Source organism: Thauera sp. WH-1, from assembly GCF_047806685.1.
In the GTDB taxonomy this organism is placed as follows: domain Bacteria; phylum Pseudomonadota; class Gammaproteobacteria; order Burkholderiales; family Rhodocyclaceae; genus Thauera.
On record NZ_JBLQGP010000003.1, the window covers coordinates 178,141 to 197,787 of the forward strand.

At 68.1% G+C, this 19,647-nt stretch carries 13 protein-coding genes; 9 read left to right on the plus strand and 4 right to left on the minus strand.

Going from position 1 to position 19,647, the window contains the following annotated elements:
- Positions 1-3: 3 nt before the first annotated feature.
- Both ACMV5O_RS05085 and clpB read left to right on the plus strand, forming a co-directional pair.
- Positions 4-2,043 carry a VC_2705 family sodium/solute symporter gene (locus tag ACMV5O_RS05085; protein WP_416162477.1) on the plus strand — a complete coding sequence of 680 codons (2,040 nt, stop codon included), beginning with the start codon at positions 4-6 and terminating at the stop codon, positions 2,041-2,043.
- Between the two features lie 71 nt (positions 2,044-2,114).
- A complete protein-coding gene (clpB, locus tag ACMV5O_RS05090; RefSeq protein ID WP_416162478.1) occupies positions 2,115-4,700 on the plus strand; it encodes an ATP-dependent chaperone ClpB in 2,586 nt (861 codons plus the stop codon).
- Positions 4,701-4,706: 6 nt separating this feature from the next.
- On the opposite strand, the gene ACMV5O_RS05095 is transcribed toward clpB, so the two are convergent.
- Positions 4,707-7,991: an EAL domain-containing protein gene (locus ACMV5O_RS05095; protein ID WP_416162479.1), complete on the minus strand. Its 3,285-nt coding sequence runs from the start codon at positions 7,989-7,991 to the stop codon at positions 4,707-4,709.
- Positions 7,992-8,200: 209 nt separating this feature from the next.
- Here ACMV5O_RS05095 and ACMV5O_RS05100 point away from each other — a divergent pair, with 209 nt between their 5' ends.
- Complete coding sequence (locus ACMV5O_RS05100; RefSeq protein ID WP_416162480.1) at positions 8,201-10,105, plus strand: SurA N-terminal domain-containing protein; 1,905 nt, start codon at positions 8,201-8,203, stop codon at positions 10,103-10,105.
- Between the two features lie 81 nt (positions 10,106-10,186).
- Here the strand turns inward: ACMV5O_RS05100 and fabI are convergent, their stop codons facing one another.
- A complete protein-coding gene (fabI, locus tag ACMV5O_RS05105; RefSeq protein ID WP_416162481.1) occupies positions 10,187-10,984 on the minus strand; it encodes an enoyl-ACP reductase FabI in 798 nt (265 codons plus the stop codon).
- Between the two features lie 180 nt (positions 10,985-11,164).
- On the opposite strand from fabI, the gene ACMV5O_RS05110 reads away from it, so the two are divergent.
- The 4 genes from ACMV5O_RS05110 to ACMV5O_RS05125 all read left to right on the plus strand — a co-directional run bounded on the left by ACMV5O_RS05110 (position 11,165) and on the right by ACMV5O_RS05125 (position 17,704).
- Entirely contained in the window at positions 11,165-13,432 is a 2,268-nt protein-coding gene (locus ACMV5O_RS05110; protein WP_416162565.1) for an ABC transporter substrate-binding protein, read from the plus strand.
- The gene (locus ACMV5O_RS05115) at positions 13,432-14,409 is read left to right on the plus strand and encodes an ABC transporter permease (protein WP_416162482.1); all 978 of its coding nucleotides are present in this window, start codon (positions 13,432-13,434) and stop codon (positions 14,407-14,409) included. The genes ACMV5O_RS05110 and ACMV5O_RS05115 overlap by 1 nt, the downstream gene beginning before the upstream one ends.
- A 20-nt stretch (positions 14,410-14,429) precedes the next feature.
- A complete protein-coding gene (locus ACMV5O_RS05120; RefSeq protein WP_416162566.1) occupies positions 14,430-15,920 on the plus strand; it encodes an ABC transporter permease in 1,491 nt (496 codons plus the stop codon).
- 179 nt (positions 15,921-16,099) lie between these two features.
- Positions 16,100-17,704, plus strand: coding sequence for a protein adenylyltransferase SelO (locus ACMV5O_RS05125; protein WP_416162483.1), 1,605 nt, complete (start codon positions 16,100-16,102; stop codon positions 17,702-17,704).
- Between the two features lie 12 nt (positions 17,705-17,716).
- Here the strand turns inward: ACMV5O_RS05125 and smpB are convergent, their stop codons facing one another.
- Entirely contained in the window at positions 17,717-18,163 is a 447-nt protein-coding gene (gene smpB / locus ACMV5O_RS05130; RefSeq protein ID WP_324540967.1) for an SsrA-binding protein SmpB, read from the minus strand.
- A 131-nt stretch (positions 18,164-18,294) separates the two neighbouring features.
- On the opposite strand from smpB, the gene ACMV5O_RS05135 reads away from it, so the two are divergent.
- Positions 18,295-18,732, plus strand: coding sequence for a type II toxin-antitoxin system RatA family toxin (locus ACMV5O_RS05135; RefSeq protein ID WP_416162484.1), 438 nt, complete (start codon positions 18,295-18,297; stop codon positions 18,730-18,732).
- A 2-nt stretch (positions 18,733-18,734) separates the two neighbouring features.
- Complete coding sequence (locus tag ACMV5O_RS05140) at positions 18,735-19,061, plus strand: RnfH family protein (protein WP_416162485.1); 327 nt, start codon at positions 18,735-18,737, stop codon at positions 19,059-19,061.
- A gap of 28 nt (positions 19,062-19,089) precedes the next feature.
- Here ACMV5O_RS05140 and ACMV5O_RS05145 read toward each other — a convergent pair whose 3' ends face one another.
- A complete protein-coding gene (locus ACMV5O_RS05145) occupies positions 19,090-19,587 on the minus strand; it encodes a DUF4124 domain-containing protein (RefSeq protein WP_416162486.1) in 498 nt (165 codons plus the stop codon).
- Between the last annotated feature and the right edge of the window lie 60 nt (positions 19,588-19,647).

Here is a 19,647-nt window from a genome sequence, read left to right on the forward strand (position 1 = left end):
GGCTTGAGACGGAACGCCGGCTTTGCCCGTCGCCTGCGCCGCTACTACGGTTGGTATACCGCAACCTTCCTGCTGTTCGTGGTCCTGCTCGCGTTCGGCGAGTACCTGGGGCTGTCCGAGCGCGTCATCGGCCACATCTTCCTGTTCGTGACGATCGCGGTGTACGCCACCATCGGCGTCATGAGCCGGACCTCGGACGTGTCCGAGTACTACGTCGCCGGGCGGCGCGTGCCGGCGTTGTTCAACGGCATGGCCACGGCCGCCGACTGGATGAGCGCGGCCTCCTTCATCGGGCTGGCCGGCACCTTGTATTTCTCCGGTTTCGAGGGCCTGGCCTTCGTCACCGGCTGGACCGGCGGCTTCGTGCTGGTGGCGCTGCTGCTCGCCCCCTATCTGCGCAAGTTCGGCCAATACACCATCCCGGATTTCCTCGGAGCGCGCTACCAGGGCAACGTGGCGCGCCTGGTGGGGCTGGCCGCCGCGGTGCTGGCGAGCTTCGTCTATCTGGTGGCGCAGATCTACGGCGTGGGCTTGATCACGAGCCGTTTCGTCAGCGTGGAGTTCGAGATCGGGCTCTTCATCGGCCTGGCAGGCATCCTCGTGTGTTCCTTTCTCGGCGGCATGCGCGCGGTGACGTGGACGCAGGTGGCGCAGTACGTGATCCTGATCATCGCCTATCTGGTGCCGGTGGTGATCCTGTCGTACAAGCTCACCGGGATTCCGATCCCGCAGGCGGTGTACGGCACGGTGCTGCAGGAGATCAGCACGCGCGAGGACGTGCTGCTCGAGGCGCCGACCGAGCGCGAGGTGCGCGGCCTGTATGCCGAGCGCGCGGACGAACTCGCCGCCCGCATCGCGGCACTGCCCGAGTCGCTGGAGCGCGAGCGGCGCAAGCTGATCGAACAGCTCAACGAGATGCGGCTCAATACCGCGCCTGCGCGCGACATCGCGTTGACCGAGCGCGCGCTGCGCGACTTGCCGCGTACGCCCGCCGAGGCGCAGCAGGCCTGGGAGCGCGCCCGGCTCGAGGCGCTCGAGCGCTCGCGGCCGCCACCACGGCACGCCGATGCCCATCCGGGCCAGACGCCGCAGGAGTCGGCGGTGGCACGCAACAATTTCCTCGCGCTCATGTTCGTGCTGATGGTGGGGACGGCGGCCTTGCCGCACATCCTGATGCGCTACTACACAACGCCCGGCGTCGCCGAGGCGCGGCGCTCGGTCATGTGGTCGTTGTTCTTCATCTTCCTGCTCTACGTCACCGCGCCGGCCTATGCGGTGTTTGCCAAGTGGGAGGTCTACCACAACCTGGTCGGCAGCAGCATCGCGGTGTTGCCGGACTGGGTGGCGTCGTGGGGCAGGGTGGGCCTGGTCAGGGTCGAAGACCTGAACGGCGACGGCATCCTGCAGCTGGCCGAGCTTCGCCTCAACACCGATGTCATCGTGCTGGCGACGCCCGAGATCGCGGGCCTGCCCTACGTGGTGTCGGGCCTGGTGGCGGCGGGCGGTCTCGCCGCCGCGCTGTCGACCGCCGACGGCCTGTTGCTGACGATCTCCAACGCACTGTCGCACGACCTCTATTACAAGGTGGTCAATCCGCGCGCCTCGGCACATCGGCGGCTGGTGATCTCGAAGTCGCAACTGCTGGTGGTGGCGGTGGTGGCGGCCTGGGTGGCGTCGATGAGGCCCGACAACATCCTGTTCATGGTCGGGCTGGCCTTCTCCATCGGCGCCTCGGCCTTCTTTCCGGCGCTGGTGCTGGGTATCTTCTGGAAGCGAGCAAACCGCCCTGGGGCGGTCGCCGGCATGCTGCTGGGGCTGGCGCTGACGCTGTTCTATGTGGTGCGCACCCACCCCTTCTTCGGCGGCTCGATGGCTAATGCCTGGTTCGACATCAACCCGATCTCGGCCGGGGTGTTCGGCGTGCCGCTCGGTTTTTTCACCATCGTCGTTGTCAGCTTGCTGACGCCGCCGCCGCCGCAGGAGATCCAGGACCTGGTCGACTATGTGCGGTATCCCGAACTCCCTGAACGCGGGCCGCGTTAGGCGTGCCTCTTGAAGCGCCGCCGATGCGCCCCACATAGGGTTCAGTCAGATGATCCCTGAGGACGCCCACCATGCGCTTCGACAAGCTCACCACCAAGTTCCAGCAGGCCCTGCAGGATGCGCAAAGCATCGCCGTGGGCAACGACCAGCAATTCATCGAGCCGCTGCACCTGCTGCAGGCGATGCTCGAGCAGGACGACGGCGGCAGCGTGTCGCTGCTGCAGCGCGCGGGGGTCAATGTGCCGCCGCTGAAGACGGCACTCGGCAAGGCGATTGCGCGCCTACCCAAGGTCGAGGGCCATGGCGGCGAGGTCAGCATCGGCCGCGACCTGACCAATCTGCTCAACGTCACCGACCGCGAGGCGCAAAAGCGCGGCGACCAGTTCATCGCCAGCGAGATGTTCCTGCTCGCCCTGGCGGACGACAAGGGCGAGGCGGGCCGCCTGCTGAAGGAGGTCGGCCTGACGCGCAAGGCACTGGAGGCCGCGATCGAGGCGGTGCGCGGCGGTGCCGGTGTCGCCAGCCAGGACGCCGAAGGCCAGCGCGAGTCGCTCAAGAAATACTGCATGGATCTCACCGAGCGTGCCCGCAGCGGCAAGCTCGACCCGGTGATCGGTCGCGACGACGAAATCCGCCGTGCGATCCAGATCCTGCAGCGCCGTACCAAGAACAACCCGGTGCTGATCGGCGAGCCCGGGGTGGGCAAGACCGCGATCGTCGAGGGCCTGGCGCAGCGCATCGTCAATGACGAGGTGCCCGAGACGCTCAAGGGCAAGCGCGTGCTGTCGCTCGACATGGCGGCGCTGCTCGCCGGCGCCAAGTACCGTGGCGAGTTCGAGGAGCGCCTGAAGGCGGTGTTGAAGGAGATCGCCCAGGAAGAGGGCCGCATCATCGTCTTCATCGACGAGCTCCACACCATGGTTGGCGCGGGCAAGGCCGAGGGCGCGATCGATGCGGGCAACATGTTGAAGCCCGCGCTCGCGCGCGGCGAGCTGCACTGCATCGGCGCCACCACGCTCGACGAGTACCGCAAGTACATCGAGAAGGATGCCGCGCTCGAGCGCCGCTTCCAGAAGGTGCTGGTCGAGGAGCCGACGGTCGAATCGACGATCGCCATCCTGCGCGGTCTGCAGGAGAAGTACGAGATCCACCATGGCGTCGACATCACCGACCCGGCGATCGTCGCCGCCGCGGAGCTGTCGCATCGCTACATCACCGACCGCTTCCTGCCCGACAAGGCAATCGACCTGATCGACGAGGCGGCCGCCCGCATCAAGATGGAGATCGACTCCAAGCCCGAGGTGATGGACAAGCTCGACCGCCGCATGATCCAGCTCAAGATCGAGCGCGAGGCGGTGAAGAAGGAGAAGGACGAAGCCTCGCAGAAGCGCCTGCAGCTGATCGAGGAGGAGCTCGCCAAGCTGCAGCGCGAGTACAACGACCTCGAGGAGATCTGGAAGGCGGAGAAGGCCAAGGTGGCCGGCTCGGCCCACATCAAGGAAGAGATCGACGCGCTGCGCGCGCAGATGGCGGATTTTCAGCGCAAGGGCCAGCTCGACAAGGTGGCCGAGCTGCAGTACGGCCGCCTGCCGCAGCTCGAGGCGCAGTTGACGATGGCCGAGCAGGCGGGCGAGGGTGGCCAGCCCAACAAGCTGCTGCGCACCCAGGTCGGCGCCGAGGAGATCGCCGAGGTCGTGTCGCGTGCCACCGGCATTCCGGTGAGCAAGATGATGCAGGGCGAGCGTGAGAAGCTGCTGCATATGGAGGCCAAGCTGCACGAGCGGGTGGTCGGCCAGGACGAGGCCGTGCGTCTGGTGGCCGATGCGATCCGGCGCTCGCGTGCCGGGCTGTCGGACGAGAACCGCCCGTATGGCTCCTTCCTCTTCCTCGGCCCCACCGGCGTGGGCAAGACCGAACTGTGCAAGACGCTGGCGAGCTTCCTGTTCGACTCCGAGGAGCACCTGATCCGCATCGACATGAGCGAGTTCATGGAGAAGCACTCGGTCGCGCGCCTGATCGGCGCCCCCCCGGGCTACGTCGGCTACGAGGAAGGCGGCTACCTGACCGAGCAGGTGCGGCGCAAGCCCTACAGCGTGATCCTGTTCGACGAGGTCGAGAAGGCGCACCCGGACGTGTTCAACGTGCTGCTGCAGGTGCTCGACGACGGCCGCATGACCGATGGCCAGGGGCGCACGGTGGACTTCAAGAACACCGTGATCGTGATGACCTCCAACCTGGGCAGCCAGATGATCCAGGCCATGGCCGGCGACGACTATGGCGTGATCAAGCTGGCGGTGATGGCCGAGGTGAAGACCTACTTCCGCCCCGAGTTCATCAACCGCATCGACGAACTGGTCGTGTTCCACGCGCTCGACGAGAAGCACATCGCCGGCATTGCCAGGATCCAGCTCAGATACCTGGAGAATCGCCTGGCACGGCTGGAGATGGCGATGGAGGTGACCGACGCGGCGCTGGCCGAGCTGGCGACAGCCGGCTTCGATCCGGTATTCGGTGCGCGCCCGCTCAAGCGCGCGATCCAGGAGCGCATCGAGAACCCGCTGGCGAAGGCCATTCTCGAAGGCCAGTTCAGCGCCAAGGACAGGATCCGCGTGGATGCCCGCGACGGCCACCTGAGCTTCGAGCGGGCCGCGGCCTGAGCCGGCTCAGGGCGGTGTGGCCTGCCTCAGCCACGCCGCGAACTCGTCCGCGGGTAGCGGACGCGAGAACAGATAACCCTGCATCAGCGTACATTGCCGCTCCCCCAGGAAGGCACGCTGGGCGGGCGTTTCCACGCCCTCGGCGACGACGTCCATGCCCAGGTCGCGCGCCAGCGACAGCGCAGCGGTGACGACTGCGGCATCTTCGGGGTCTCCCGGCAGGTCGGCGACGAAGCTCTGGTCGATCTTGAGGCGGGCGATCGGCAGCCGCTTCAGGTAGGCGAGTGAGGAGTAGCCGGTGCCGAAGTCGTCGAGCGCCAGGGTGAAGCCGAGCTGCACGAGCTGATGCAGGCGATCGGACAGCTTGTCGCCGGGATGCATGAGCGCGCTCTCGGTGATCTCCAGCTCGATCGCGCTCGGCTGCGCGCCCGTCTCCTCGAGGATGGCGGACACCTTGTCCACGAAGTCGTCGCGCTGGAACTGCAACGCCGAGATGTTGACCGCGATGCAGACCTCGCCCAGCCCGGCGCGCATCCACCGTACCTGCTGGCGGCAGGCCTCGCGCAGCACCCAGTCGCCGAGCGGGATGATGAGCCCGGAGTCCTCGGCGACGGGAATGAAGCGCGCGGGCGAGATCGCACCCAATGCCGGGTCGGTCCAGCGCACCAGCGCTTCGCAGCCGCAGGTGTGGCCGCTGGCGGTGTCGATCTGCGGCTGGTAGTGCAGGGACAGGGCGTCATTGGCGATGGCGCGGCGCAGCGCGTTCTCGAGCAGCAGGCGCTCGGTGGCGCGGATGTTCATCTCGGGCGTGAAGAACTGGTAGTTGTTGCGCCCGGCGGCCTTGGCGCCATACATCGCGGTGTCCGCGTGCTTGAGCAGGGTCTCCATGGAGTCGCCGTCGTCCGGGAAGAGGGCGATGCCGATGCTGACCGAGGGCCGCAGCTCGTGGTCGTCGATCTCGAGCGCGGTGGCCAGCTTCTCGAGCATCTTGCGCGCGACGGTGGCGGCGTCCTCTGGCCCGGTGATGCGCGGCAGGAGGGCGACGAACTCGTCGCCGCCAAGACGCGCGAGCAGGTCCTCGGTGCGCACGCAGGCGCTCAGGCGGCGCGCGACCGCCTCGAGCATGCGGTCGCCGGTGAAGTGCCCGAGCGAGTCGTTGATGGTCTTGAAGTTGTCGAGATCGAGGAAGAGCACCGCAAAGCGGTCGCCGTGGCGCGCCGCGCTGCGCAGCGCGAGCGTGCCCTGCTCGATCCACGCGCTGCGGTTGGGCAGGCCGGTGAGGGTGTCGTAGCGGGCGAGGTAGTGGATGTGGGCTTCGGCTTCGCGCGAACTGGTGACGTCTTGCACCGTGCCGCGCAGCCGGCCGAGGCCGTCGGCCGTCCATTCGCTCTCGATCTGGAGCTGCAGCACACGCGGCGGCGTGGACAGGGTGCGGCAGTCGAGTGTGCTGCGTCCTGCGCCTCGGCACAGCTCGTCGAGCTTTGCCTGCAGCGCGGCGCGGTCATCGGCGCAGAAGCTGGCGACGAGGTCGTCGAGGCCGCGCAGCGCCTGCGGGTCTCGATGGAGGAGGGCGTGAAGGTCGTGCGAGCAGCGCAGGCCTTCGCAGCCCCGCACGGTCTCCCAGCTCGCCATGTGCGCGATGCGCATGGCCTCGCTGAGGGCGCGCTGCTTGTCGCGCAGGTCGGCGCTCGTGGTTTCCAGTTCGTGCGTTCGACGCTCGACGAGGGCGGCGATCCGGCGTGTGTTGCCGGAGCTGATGAGAAGGAAGGCGCCGAGCAGCCCGCTGGCAAGCAGGCCGGAGGCGATCGTCCCCCAGGCTGCCCAGCTGCGCAGGCCGTAGAGGTAGAGCGGGGTGGCTCGCAGGCGCAATTCGAGCTGGCGCTCGGCAAACTCGATGCCGATGCTGCGTTGTATCTGCCGTTCGCTCCAGGCTGGCTGCTCGCAGCCCGCCGCGCCGACCAGGCGGGTGCCTCCGGGGCTGCCGTCCGCGTCGACGAGGCAGAGCTCGATTTCCGGCGCGAGCGCGGGGGTTACCACGCTCTTGATCGCGTCCTCCATGCGGAAGGCGGCGGATACGATGCCGGTGCGCGCCTCGCCCTCGTCTGCCGGCCAGGCGGGTCCGGACGTGGCGAGGTAGACCACCATGCCACGCTGGGTGCCGCTTTCCTGCACGAGGCGGAAGGATTCGCTCGCCACCGGGCGACCGCTCTGCTGGCTGGCGCGGATGGCGGCCGCGGCGGCCGGCAGTGAGTACGGGTTCATGCCGATCACGCTGAGATTGGCCTCCAGCGGCTCGACATAGGTGATCGGGTAGTAGCGCGCGGCGGGCGCGGCGGGAAAGGTGCGTCCCTCGGTGTCGCGGTCGAGGATGCGAAAGCCGGCCATTGCCGCCTGCATGTGGGCTTCGAAGCCGGCGCGTTCGTCGTCGCGCACGAGCGGCGCCCAGGCGAAGTTCTTGGCGCCGGGGTAGCGTTCGAGCCAAGCGTGGACGAACGCGGCGAACTCGGCCCGCGTCAGCGCCTTGCTGACGCCGACCAGGTCGCGGATCGACAGCAGGGTGTCGATCTGGGCGTCGAGGCGGCGCTGGATCTGGATGCCGAGCAGTTCGGTGTCGCGGTTGAACTGGGTGTGGACACGGGCTTCTTCCCAATGGATGACCTGGCGGAAGGCAAAGCTGAGCACCAGCAGCGCGATCAGCAGGGGGACGGCCACCCCCGCGCGGCGGCTGCGCCAGTCGGATGCCGGGCGGCCAAGGAAGACCAGCATCAGCGGTGTGGCGATGATTGCGCCAAGCGTGTCGCCCAGCCACCAGTTCCACCAGTTGAACAGCATCTCGTCGCGTGCGATGAGGCCTTCGGCGGCGAGCAGGGGAATGCTCGTCGATGCCGCGATCAGGCAGCTCAGCGGGGCGATGACGGCGAGCAGGAGCAGGATGCTGGCGGGGGTGTCGAAGCGGTGCCGCGCGCCGATCAGGCGCTTCACCATCCAGCCCCCGGCCAGCGCCTGCAAGGTGGCGGCGGCCGGGACCAGGAGCAGGATCGAGGGGTGCAGGGCCTCCGCACCGACGGCGTTGGCGGCGAGCCACTGCACGCACAGCGAGCCGACGAAGATGCCCGGCCACATCCGCCAGCCGAAGATCATCACCGCCGACAGGGCAATGCCCGCCGGCGGGAAGACGGGCGCGGCATAGCCGGGTGGAATCGCCACCTGCAACGAGATCCAGCCCGCGACCGCGTAGCCGAGGGCAAGCAATGCGATCGCGATCAGGGTAGGCAGGGGGCGAGGGCTCATCGCGCGGAGTATAGGTGGGCGGCATTTCGCCAATTGCGGCATGCTGCACGCTTCGGGCCAGATCGCGGGGTAGATGCGCTAAACTTCGAGCTTTCGCCCGCAGCGAAGCCCTCTGCTGTGGCGGCAGCAAGCATTGCCTGTCGTTTCGATATGGCGGCTGCGCCCTGCCACCTTTCCTTCCACCTTTCCAGTCCGTCGCGGAAATCGAGATGTTCGAAGCCATTCGCAGCAACAAGCGGGTTGCGCAGGTCATCCTGGCAATCCTCATCATCCCCTTCGCCTTCTTCGGTATGGACGCGTACTTCAGCGACTCGCCGACCGGCAACGAGATCGCCAAGGTCGGCGGGACCGGCATCAGCGCCTTCGAGTTCGACCAGGCCTTGCGCGAGCAGCAGGACCGGCTGCGCCAGAGCGCCGGCGGCCAGGTCGACCGCGCCTTGCTCGAGTCGGTAGAGCTGCGCCGCGTCGTGCTCGACAACCTGATCAACCAGCGCGTGCTGGCGCTGTACGCGGCCGAGAATCGCCTGGTGGTCACGCCGCAGCAACTGCAGGAGACCATCGCCGCCGTGCCGGCGTTCCAGGAAGACGGCCGCTTCTCCCTGCAACGCTACGAGATGATGGTGCGCGCGCAGGGCATGACGCCCGCCAATTTCGAGGCCCGCCTCGCGCAGGACGTGCGTGTGCAGCAGATCGTGAGCTCGGTCGGCGACGCCAGCGTCGTGCCGCAGGCGTCGGCGCAGCGCTTCCTGGCTGCCCAGCTCGAGGAACGGCGCATCCGCGAGCTGCGCTTCCCGGCCGCGCGCCTGGCCGCCGAGGTGCAGGTGAGCGAGGACGAGATTGCCGCCTACTACGAGGCCAATCCGGCGCGCTTCGAGCGCGCTGCGCGACTGCAGGCCGATTACCTGGTGTTCGACCGCAGCGCCGTCGAGCAGGGTATCGAGGTCGCCGATGAGGAGGTGCGCGCCTTCTATGAGGCAAACCAGGCGCGCTACGGGGTGGCCGAAGAGCGCCAGGCGCGCCATATCCTGCTCGCGCTCGACGCTGGCGCGGACGAGGCCGAGGTAGCCCGGGTGATGGGCGAGGCCCAGGCCCTGGTTGCCGAATTGCGTGCGCAGCCCGAGCGCTTCGCCGATCTGGCCCGCGACAAGTCGCAGGATCCGGGTTCGGCCGGGCGCGGGGGTGACCTCGGCTTCTTCGGTCGCGGCATGATGGTGGGGGCGTTCGAGGACGCCGTGTTCGCGCAGGACAAGGGGCAGGTGGGCGATCCGGTGCGCACCGAGTTCGGCGTGCACATCATCGAGGTGACCGACATCAAGCCGGCCACGATCAAGCCCCTGGACGAGGTGCGCGAGCAGATCGTCGCCGAACTGCGCGGCGCCGAGGCCGGACGCCGTTTCGCCGAGCTGGCCGAGCAGTTCGCCAACACCGTCTACGAGCAGCCTGACAGCCTGGCCCCGGCGGCCGAGCTGCTGGGTCTCGAGGTGCGCAGCACCGACTGGATGTCGCGCGACGCCGCCACCGGCCCGTTTGCCAACGAGCGCCTGCTCAACGCCGTCTTCTCCGAGGAGGCGGTGCAGAAGGGGCGAAATACCGAAGCCATCGAGATCGGCAACGGCACGCTGGTGTCGGCGCGGGTGAAGGCTTTCGAAGCGGCGCAGCGGCTGCCGCTCGATGAGGTGCGTGAGCGTATCCGGGAGGATCTGCGCCTCGAGCGTGGCGCCCGAGCGGCGGCAGAACAAGGGGCGGCAGCGCTGGCCGTGCTGCAGAAGGGCGAGCCGCTTGCCGAGACGCAGCGCCCGGGCGAATGGGGCGAGGCGCGCACGCTGCAGCGCGGTGCGCCGGGCCTGCCGGCTGCCGCCATGCAGGCGGTGTTCGCCGCGCCCGCGGAACCGCTGCCGGCCCATGTAGGCGTGAGCACGGTCGAAGGCGACTATGTGATCTATCGCATCGAGGCCGTCGAGCGGCCGCAGATCGCCGACAGCGACGAGCGCGTCGCGGCGGTGGCGGCGCAGTACTCGCAGCTGCTCGCGGGGCGGGACTTCGCCGCCTTCCTCGCCGAGCTGCGCCAGCGCTACAAGGTCGAGATCAGCGCCGACCCGCTGCCCGCATCCTGAGCTCGGCCTGACCGCCTGTAAACGCAGAACGCCCGGCATCGCCGGGCGTTCTGCTTTGGGCGCTGGCGCTTTTCGCGCGGCTTACTGCGGTATCGGCGTGGGGTTGCCGAGGGCGGTGATGTTGAAGCCGGCATCGACGTACATCACCTCACCGGTGATGCCGCTGGCGAGGTCCGAGCACAGGAAGGCCGCGGTGTTGCCGACCTCCTCGATGGTCACGTTGCGGCGCAGCGGGGCATTGTGTTCGTTGAAGGCCAGCAGCTTGCCGAAGCTGCCGATGCCCGAGGCAGCCAGGGTCTTGATCGGGCCGGCGGAGATGGCATTGGCACGCGTGCCCTCGGGGCCGAGGGTGACGGCGAGGTAACGTACCGCCGCCTCCAGGCTGGCCTTGGCCAGGCCCATGATGTTGTAGTTGGGCATGGTGCGCACCGCGCCGAGGTAGGACAGCGTGAGCAACGCGCCATTGCGGCCCTTCATCATCGGGCGCGCCGCCTTGGCCAGCGCAGGGAAGCTGTAGGCGCTGACCTCCTGCGCGATGCGGAAAGCGTCCCGCGTGAGGCCGTCGAGGAAGTCGCCCTCGAGCGCCTCGCCCGGCGCGAAGGCGATCGAATGGACCAGGCCGTCGAGCCCGTCCCAGTGCTGACCGAGCTGCTCGAACAGCGCGGTGATCTGGGCGTCGTCCTGGACGTCGAGCGGGAACAGCAGGTCGCTGCCGAAGTCCGCCGCCATCTTGGCGACGCGCTCCTTGAAACGGTCGTTCTGATAGGTGAAGGCGAGCACTGCCCCTTCGCGGTGCATGGCCTTGGCGATGCCGTAGGCAATCGAACGGTTGCTGAGCAGACCGGTGATGAGGATTCGTTTGCCGGCTAGAAAGCCCATCAGGGGAAACTCCAAATGACAAGAGCCGGATTATAGCGAAAACCCTGATGCCGGCATGCGCTTCCGATCGCGCTGGGGCATAAAACCTGCCAGAATCCGGCCTGTTCTTGATATTGCCCCTTGCACGTGCGCCGCATTTCCTGTCTCCGTCGTGCCCTTCCCGCAAGCCTGCCTGCGCGCATTGCCGCCTGCCTCCCGGTGCTTGCCGCGAGCCTGCTGCTGACTGCCTGCGGCGCTGCCTGGAACGATCCCTATCCGGCCGATGAGCGCGGGCAGAACATCCTGTACACCGCCTTCACCGAGCGTCCCAAGCACCTCGACCCGGTGCAGTCCTACAGCGAGGACGAGGCCACTTTCCTGTACCAGATCGTCGAGCCGCCGCTGCAATACCACTACCTCAAGCGGCCCTATGTGCTCGAGCCGGCGACGGCCGCCGCCATGCCGAGCCTGCGTCGTTTCGACGCCCTTGGCCGCGAACTGCCGGCGACGGCCGATGCCGCCAGGATTGCGAAGACGGTGGTCGAGGTCCGTATCCGGCCGGGCATCCTGTACCAGCCGCATCCGGCTTTTGCCACCCATGAGGACGGCAGCCCGCGCTACCTGGGGCTGAGCGCTGCCGATCTGCGCGGGGTGCGCGGCCTGGGCGACTTTCGGTACACCGGCACGCGCGAGCTCGAGGCCGGCGACTATGTGTACCAGATCAAGCGCCTGGCCAACCCGCGCCTGCATTCGCCGATCTTCGAGCTGATGGCCGAGTACCTGCCCGGCCTCAAGGACCTGCAGGCCGCGCTGGTCGAGGCGGGGCGGGCGGGGGAGGGCGCAGCGGATGCGGACGGGTCGGCGCCGGCCGGCGGCTCGGATCCGGGCTGGCTCGATCTCACCCGCTTCGCGCTGCCCGGCGTCGAGGTCGTCGATCGCCACACCTATCGCATCACCCTGCAAGGCGCCTATCCGCAGTTCCTGTACTGGCTTGCGATGCCCTTCTTCAGCCCGGTGCCGCCGGAAGTGGACCGCTTCTTCGCCCAGCCCGGCATGGCCGAGCGCAACCTCACCCTCGACTGGTGGCCGGTCGGCACCGGTCCCTACATGCTGGTCGAGAACAACCCGAATGCGCGCATGGTGCTGGCGCGCAACCCCAACTATCGCGGCATGCCCTATCCCTGCGAGGGCGAGCCGGGCGATGAGGCCGCGGGTTTGCTGGCCGATTGCGGCCAGACCCTGCCCTTCATCGACAAGGTGGTTTTTTCGCGCGAGCGCGAGGGCATCCCGTACTGGAACAAGTTCCTGCAGGGCTATTACGACGCCTCCGGCGTGTCTTCCGACAATTTCGACCAGGCGGTGAGCCTGACCAGCCAGGGCGAGGTGTCCCTGTCCGAGGAGATGGAGGCGCGGGGCATCCGCCTGCTGACCTCGGTGTCCCCCTCGATCTTCTACCTCGGCTTCAACATGCTCGACCCGCTGCTCGGTGGCGGGCCGTCGAAGGCCGAGCAGGAGCGCGCGCGCAAGCTGCGCCAGGCGATCTCGATCGCGCTCGACATGGAGGAATTCGTGTCGATCTTCCTCAATGGCCGCGGGGTACCGGGCATGAGCCCGATCCCGCCCGGCATCTTCGGCGCGCGCGAGGGCAGGGCGGGCATCAATCCGGTGGTGTACGAGTGGCGTGGGGGCGAGGCCGACGGACGGCCGCAGCGCCGCAGCGTGGACGCGGCGCGCCGCCTGCTGGCCGAGGCGGGCTGGCCCAATGGCCGTAATGCGCAGACCGGCGAGCCGCTCATCATCAACCTCGACACCACCCCGGGCGGGCTGGGCGACAAGGCGCGCTCGGACTGGCTGGCCAAGCAGTTCCGCGAGCTCGGCGTGCAGTTCGTGGTGCGCCCGACCGACTTCAACCGCTTCCAGGACAAGATCCGCCAGGGCAACGCCCAGCTCTTCTTCTTTGGCTGGAATGCCGACTACCCCGACCCCGAGAACCTGCTCTTCCTGCTCCACGGCGCGCAGGGCAAGGTCCGCTTCAACGGCCAGAACGCCGCCAACTACGAGAACGCGGAGTACGACGCCTTGTTCGAGCGCATGAAGGCGATGCCCGACGGCCCCGCCCGCCAGCAGATCATCGACCGCATGGTGGCGATGGTGCAGCAGGACGCACCATGGATCTTCGCCTTCCATCCCAAGGCCTATTCGCTGCAGCACGGCTGGGTGCACAACCGCAAGCCGGGGGCGATGGTGCGCAATACGATGCAGTACCAGCGTCTCGACGTGGCGCGCCGCGAGGCTGCGCGTGCCGAATGGAACAGGCCGATGCTGTGGCCGCTGGCGCTGGTCGCGCTGCTGCTCGCCGCAGTGATCGCCCCGGCGGTGATCCACTGGCGCCGGCGCGAGACCGCCACCGCCGCCCCGGCGGCGCCGTCGCCCGCTTCCTCCTCCCCGGCCGAAGGAGGCGCGCCCTGATGCTGGCCTACCTCGTCCGTCGTCTGCTGTATGCGATCCCGATCCTGATCGGGGTGAACCTGCTCACCTTCCTGCTCTTCTTCGTGGTCAATTCGCCTGACGACATGGCGCGCATGCACATCGGCGTCAAGCGCGCCACCCCCGAGGCGATCGAGCGCTGGAAGGTGGAGCGCGGCTACGACAAGCCCATGTTCGTCAATGCCGAGGCCGCGGGTAGCGCGCGCTTCACCGACACCATCTTCTTCGACAAGTCGCTGCGCATGTTCGCGCTCGAGTTCGGCCGCGCCGACGACGGCCGCGACATTGGCCAGGAGATCCGCGACCGCATGGGACCGTCGCTGGCGATCGCGCTGCCGACCTTCGTGCTGAGCCTTGTCGTGTCGATCAGCTTCGCCTTGCTGCTGGTGTTCTTTCGCGCCACCTACCTCGACTTCTGGGGTGTCGTGCTGTGCGTGGCGATGATGTCGATCTCGAGCCTGTTCTACATCATCGGCGGCCAGTGGCTGGTGTCCAAGATGTGGTCACTGGTGCCGATCTCGGGCTATGCGCCGGGGTTCGATGCCGCGCGCTTCCTGCTGCTGCCGGTGCTGATCAGCGTGCTCGCGGGGATCGGCTCGAGCGCGCGCTGGTACCGCACCATCTTCCTCGAGGAGATCTCGAAGGACTACGTGCGCACCGCGCGTGCCAAGGGCCTGTCCGAGCTTGCGGTGCTGTTCCGCCACGTGCTGCGCAACGCGCTGATCCCGATCCTGACCGGCGTGGTCGTAGTGATTCCGCTGCTCTTCATGGGCAGCCTGCTGGTCGAATCCTTCTTTGCCATTCCCGGCCTGGGCAGCTACACGATCGACGCCATCAATGCGCAGGACTTCGCAGTGGTGCGGGCGATGGTCTTCATCGGCTCCGTGCTCTACATCATCGGCCTGATCCTGACCGACATCTCCTACACGCTGGTCGACCCGAGGGTGAGGCTGCAATGAGCACGCCGTGGGGAACACCGATGGGCTTCCAGCCGGTGCTGTTGTGGACCGACGTGCTGCTCTTCCTGCTCGTCGGCGTGGCGGTGCTGGCCGCGCTCTACGTGCGCGGGCAGGAGCCCTTGCGTGCCGCCTGGCGCAAGGTTGGCAAGCGCCCCACCGGCATGGCCGCGGCGACCGTGCTGTTCGCCTTCGTCGCGGTCGGCCTACTCGACAGCCTGCATTACCGACCCTTGTTGCCGCCGGTGGCGGCCACGCCCGCTGCAGAGGATGGCGAGCAGGCGCCAGGCTCGGCAGCGGGCGAAGGGGCAGAGTCCGAGCGCGCTGCGGGCGAGGGCGCGCTGGCTGCGCAGTACTCGACCGAGGTGCTGTCCGTGCTCGACGCGCTGTTGATGCCGCTGCGCCTGCAGACCGAGAAGACCTACTCCGCCCCTTTTGCATGGCGCCTGTACCAGCGCGAGACCATGGAGCTCGAGGATGGCCGCCAGGTGCGCGACTACCCGCGGCTTGTGCACGGGGCCGCTCACTTGCAGGCTCCCGAGCATGAGCGCGGCGCGGACGTGGCGGCGCGGGTGGCCAACGCCGTGGGGCAGGCCGCGCTGTGGTCGGCCGTCGCCTTCGTGCTGCTGGTGACGACGGTGTGGCGTGGCAGCGGGCTGGGCTGGGGGGCGGTGGCGGTGGCGATCCTCGGCGGGCGCACCGTGCTGGCCTGGCGCGCCGCGTTAGTGACGCTGGCCTTCGTGCTGTTGATCGTCGCGCTGTGCCTGCAACTCGCGCCCCTGTATCACGTGCTCGGCACCGACAAGGTCGGCCAGGACGTCCTGTATCTGGCCCTCAAGAGCGTGCGCACTGCGCTCGTGATCGGCACCATCACGACGCTGGTGATGATGCCCTTCGCGGTCGCCCTCGGAATCGCCGCCGGCTACCTGGGCGGCTGGGTGGATGATGCCGTGCAGTACCTGTACACCGTGCTCAACGCCATTCCCGGCGTGCTGCTGATCGCCGCCGCGGTGCTGATGATGCAGGTCATCATCGACACCAACCCGCAGTGGTTCGACACCGCCGCCGAGCGCTCCGACGCGCGCCTGCTGGCGCTGTGCTTCATCCTCGGCATCACGAGCTGGACGGGGCTCGCGCGCCTGCTGCGCGGCGAGACGCTGAAGCTGCGCGAGCTGGAATACGTGCAGGCGGCGCGCGCCTTCGGGGTGAAGACGCCGGCCATTCTGCGCCGCCACATCCTGCCCAACGTGATGCACATCGTGATGATCGCGCTGGTGATGGACTTCTCCGGGCTGGTGCTGGCGGAAGCCGTGCTGTCCTATGTGGGCATCGGTGTCGATCCGACCACGATCAGCTTCGGCACCATGATCAACATGGCGCGCGCCGAACTTGCCCGCGAGCCGATGGTCTGGTGGTCACTGGCGGCCGCGTTTGTATTCATGTTCGTGCTGGTGCTGGCGGCCAACCTGTTCGCTGACGTGGTGCGCGACGCCTTTGATCCTCGACGGGGCTGAGGGCGGTGGGGCGCCGGGCGGTTTCGGCGCGCTCTTGACCGCAGCGCGGGGCATTCCTTCCGCCGGCTGCGGAACTCGCCGTCGCTGCGCTCGGCTCGGACAGTCCTCGCCGGCTCCAGGAAGGCCCCACCCTCCGGTCAGCGCAGCCTGGCCTCAACGCCCGACAAGACCCTAGCCCAATGAATGATCTTCGATTCGACAACCGCTTCGTGCGCGAGCTGCCCGGTGATCCGGAGCACGGACGGCACGTTCGCCAGGTGCATGGGGCCTGCTATTCGCGGGTCGAGCCGACACCGGTGCGCGCACCGACGCTGCTGGCGTGGTCGCCCGAGGTGGCCGAACTGCTCGGCCTCGATCAGGCCGATGTCCGGAGCCAGCACTTTGCCGACGTGTTTGGCGGCAACGCGCTGCTGCCGGGCATGGAACCCTACGCCGCCTGCTATGGCGGGCATCAGTTCGGCAACTGGGCGGGGCAGCTCGGCGACGGGCGGGCGATCACGCTCGGCGAGGCGATCAATGCGCGAGGTGAACGCTGGGAACTGCAGCTCAAGGGCGCCGGGCCCACGCCGTATTCGCGCCGGGCCGACGGGCGTGCGGTGCTGCGCTCGTCGATCCGCGAGTTCGTCTGCAGCGAGGCGATGCACCATCTTGGCGTGCCGACCACGCGTGCGCTCAGTCTGGTGGCCACCGGCGAGCATGTGGTGCGCGACATGTTCTACGACGGCCATCCCCGGCCCGAGCCGGGCGCGGTGGTGTGCCGCGTGGCGCCGTCCTTCATCCGCTTCGGCAACTTCGAGATCTTCGCCTCGCGTGGCGAGGAGCCCCTGCTCGAGCGCCTGATCGACTTCACCATCGCCCGCGACTTTCCCGAGCTCGCCACCGAGCGCGATCCGGTGGCGCGTCGCCTGGCCTGGTTCGAGGAGGTCTGCCGGCGCACGGCCGTCCTGCTGGCGCACTGGATGCGGGTCGGCTTCGTGCATGGGGTGATGAACACCGACAACATGTCGATCCTCGGGCTGACGATCGACTACGGACCCTATGGATGGATCGACAACTTCGACCCCGACTGGACGCCGAACACGACCGACGCCGGGGGGCGCCGCTATCGCTTCGGCCACCAGCCGCGCATCGCGCACTGGAACCTGTGGCAGCTGGCCAATGCCGTGTATCCGGTGATGCAGCAGGTCGAGCCGCTCGAGCGCGCGCTGGCGGGCTATGCCCGCGTGCATGAGGCCGAGTACCGGCGGCAGATGGCCGCGAAGCTCGGCCTTGAATCCTGGCGGGCTGGCGTGACGGATGACGACACGCAGGCGGACGAGCACCTGCTCGACGAGCTGCACCGCATCCTGCAGGCGGGCGAGATGGACATGACGCTCTTCTTCCGCCGCCTGGCCGACCTGGACCCGGCCGCCCCTGATCCGGCCCTGTTCGAGACCGGGCTCGATGGGGGCGTGTTCTACGTCGAGGCTCGCCGCGCGGCGGTGGCGCGCGACTTTTCGGCCTGGCTGCAACGCTACGCGGCGCGGGTGACGGAGGAGGGCGTGGCGGCCGAGACTCGGCGTGCCGCGATGAACCGCGTCAATCCGCTTTACGTGCCGCGCAATTACCTGGCGCAGCAGGCCATCGATGCGGCCGAACAGGGCGACCTGAGTGAGCTCGAGACCTTGTTCGAGGTGTTGCGCAAGCCCTATGAGGCGCAGCCGGGGCGCGAGCGCTTCGCCGCCAGGCGCCCGGACTGGGCGCGCCACAAGGCGGGGTGTTCGATGCTGTCGTGCAGCTCGTGAGCGTGCGCGCCCTTAGGCCTTGACCCGCATCAGGCGCTGCTTCTCGCGCTCCCAGTCCTTCTTCTTCTCGTCCTCGCGCTTGTCGTGCAGCTTCTTGCCCTTCGCCAGCCCGATCTCGAGCTTGATGCGGCCCTGCTTGAAGTGCATGTCGAGCGGCACCAGGGTGTAGCCGGCACGCTCGACCTTGCCGATCAGGCGGGCGATCTCCTTCTTGTGCAGCAGCAGCTTGCGCGTGCGCGTGGGGTCGTGGCGGACGTGGCTGGAGGCGGTGGTGAGCGGGGTGATGTGCATCCCGAACAGGAAGATCTCCTCGCCGCGGATGACGACGTAGGATTCCTTGATGTTGGCGCGCCCGGCGCGGATGGCCTTGACCTCCCAGCCCTCGAGGACCATGCCGGCCTCGTGCCTTTCCTCGATGAAGTAGTCGTGCGTGGCCTTGCGGTTTTCGATGATGCTCATGGTGTGGCGATTCCTCGGGCGCGGGGCGCGGCAGCGAACGGGGGTGCCCGCATGCGGTAGAATCGCGCATTTTAACAGTTTGGCTGCGCGCCCGTTCCGGCGGGTGTGGGGGCCGACAGGCAGGCTTGCGCATGGCCGACGTCAAGAAGCTCGTTCTCATCGAATTCACGCCCGCACAGATGTTCGACCTGGTCGACCGGTGCGAGGACTATCCGCAGTTCCTGCCCTGGTGCGGCGGTGCCGATGTGCATCAGCGGACCGCCGAGCTCACCTCGGCGACGCTGCACATCAATTACCACGGCATCAAGGCGCATTTCAGCACCGAGAACGCCAAGCGCTACCCGAGCGACATGCGCCTGCGGCTGACCGACGGCCCCTTCACCCATCTCGACGGCCACTGGCAATTCACCGCGCTGGGCGACACCGCCTGCAAGGTCGAATTCAGCCTGCATTACGAGTTCTCCAGCAAGCTGCTGGAGAAGGTGCTCGGTCCCGTCTTCAACCACATCGCCAACACCTTCGTCGATTCCTTCGTGAAGCGTGCCGGGCAGATCTACGTAAAGGCCTGAAGATGAGCGCGATGATTCACGTCGAGGTCGTGTATGCGCTGCCGCAGCGCCAGGAACGGGTCGAGCTGCGCCTGCCCGAGGGGGCGACGGTGCGCGATGCGGTCGAAGCCTCCGGCCTGCTGGCGAAGTACCCGGACATCGAGCTCGAGCGCAAGAACAAGCTCGGCGTGTATGCAAAGCTGGTGAAGGCGGACGCCGCCCTGCACGACCGCGACCGGGTCGAGATCTACCGCCCGCTGATTGCCGACCCGAAGGCCGTACGGAAGAAGCGTGCCGACGAGGGCAAGGTGATGAAGAAGGGGGGCGGTCCGGCCGAAGAGCAGGTCTGAGCTGCAGGCCTGATCCCGCGGTCATCCCCTACTGGCAGTGCTGGGCGATCTGCCCCTGCAGGCGTGCCGCTTCGGCGCTGCGGGCGTCGTCGTCGAGGAACTCGCGCTCGCCCTGGGCATTGAAGCGCGAGATGCGCTGGCCCGATTCGAGGGCCGCGAGCTGGTTGCGCGCCTGCTCGCAGAAGCGCTGGCGCTCGGCTTCGCGCGCCGCGTCCTCCTGGGTCTTGGCCTGGGCTTCGGCCTGCGCGGCGCGGCGCTCGCGGAACTCGCGTTCGCGCTCCGACAGCGTGCGCGGGCGGTTGGGATCGGGCTCGCCCTCGGCCGCCGCGGCCGCGTCGCCGCTGCCCTCGGCGGGCGGCGGGCCGAGTTGCAGCCCGCGCGGGCGCTGGATCACGGTGAATTCGCCGGTAGGCGGCGGCGTGTCGGTGTAGTGCACGCGGCCGTCGCGGTCCTTCCAGCTGTAGATCTGCGCCATTGCCGGTAGCGCGAGGAACAGGGCAAGAACGAGGACGGCGGGGCGCATCATGGAGAATCTCCGGACTGCGCCGCTTACATGGCGCTTTAGCGCTCTGTATAATACGGATTT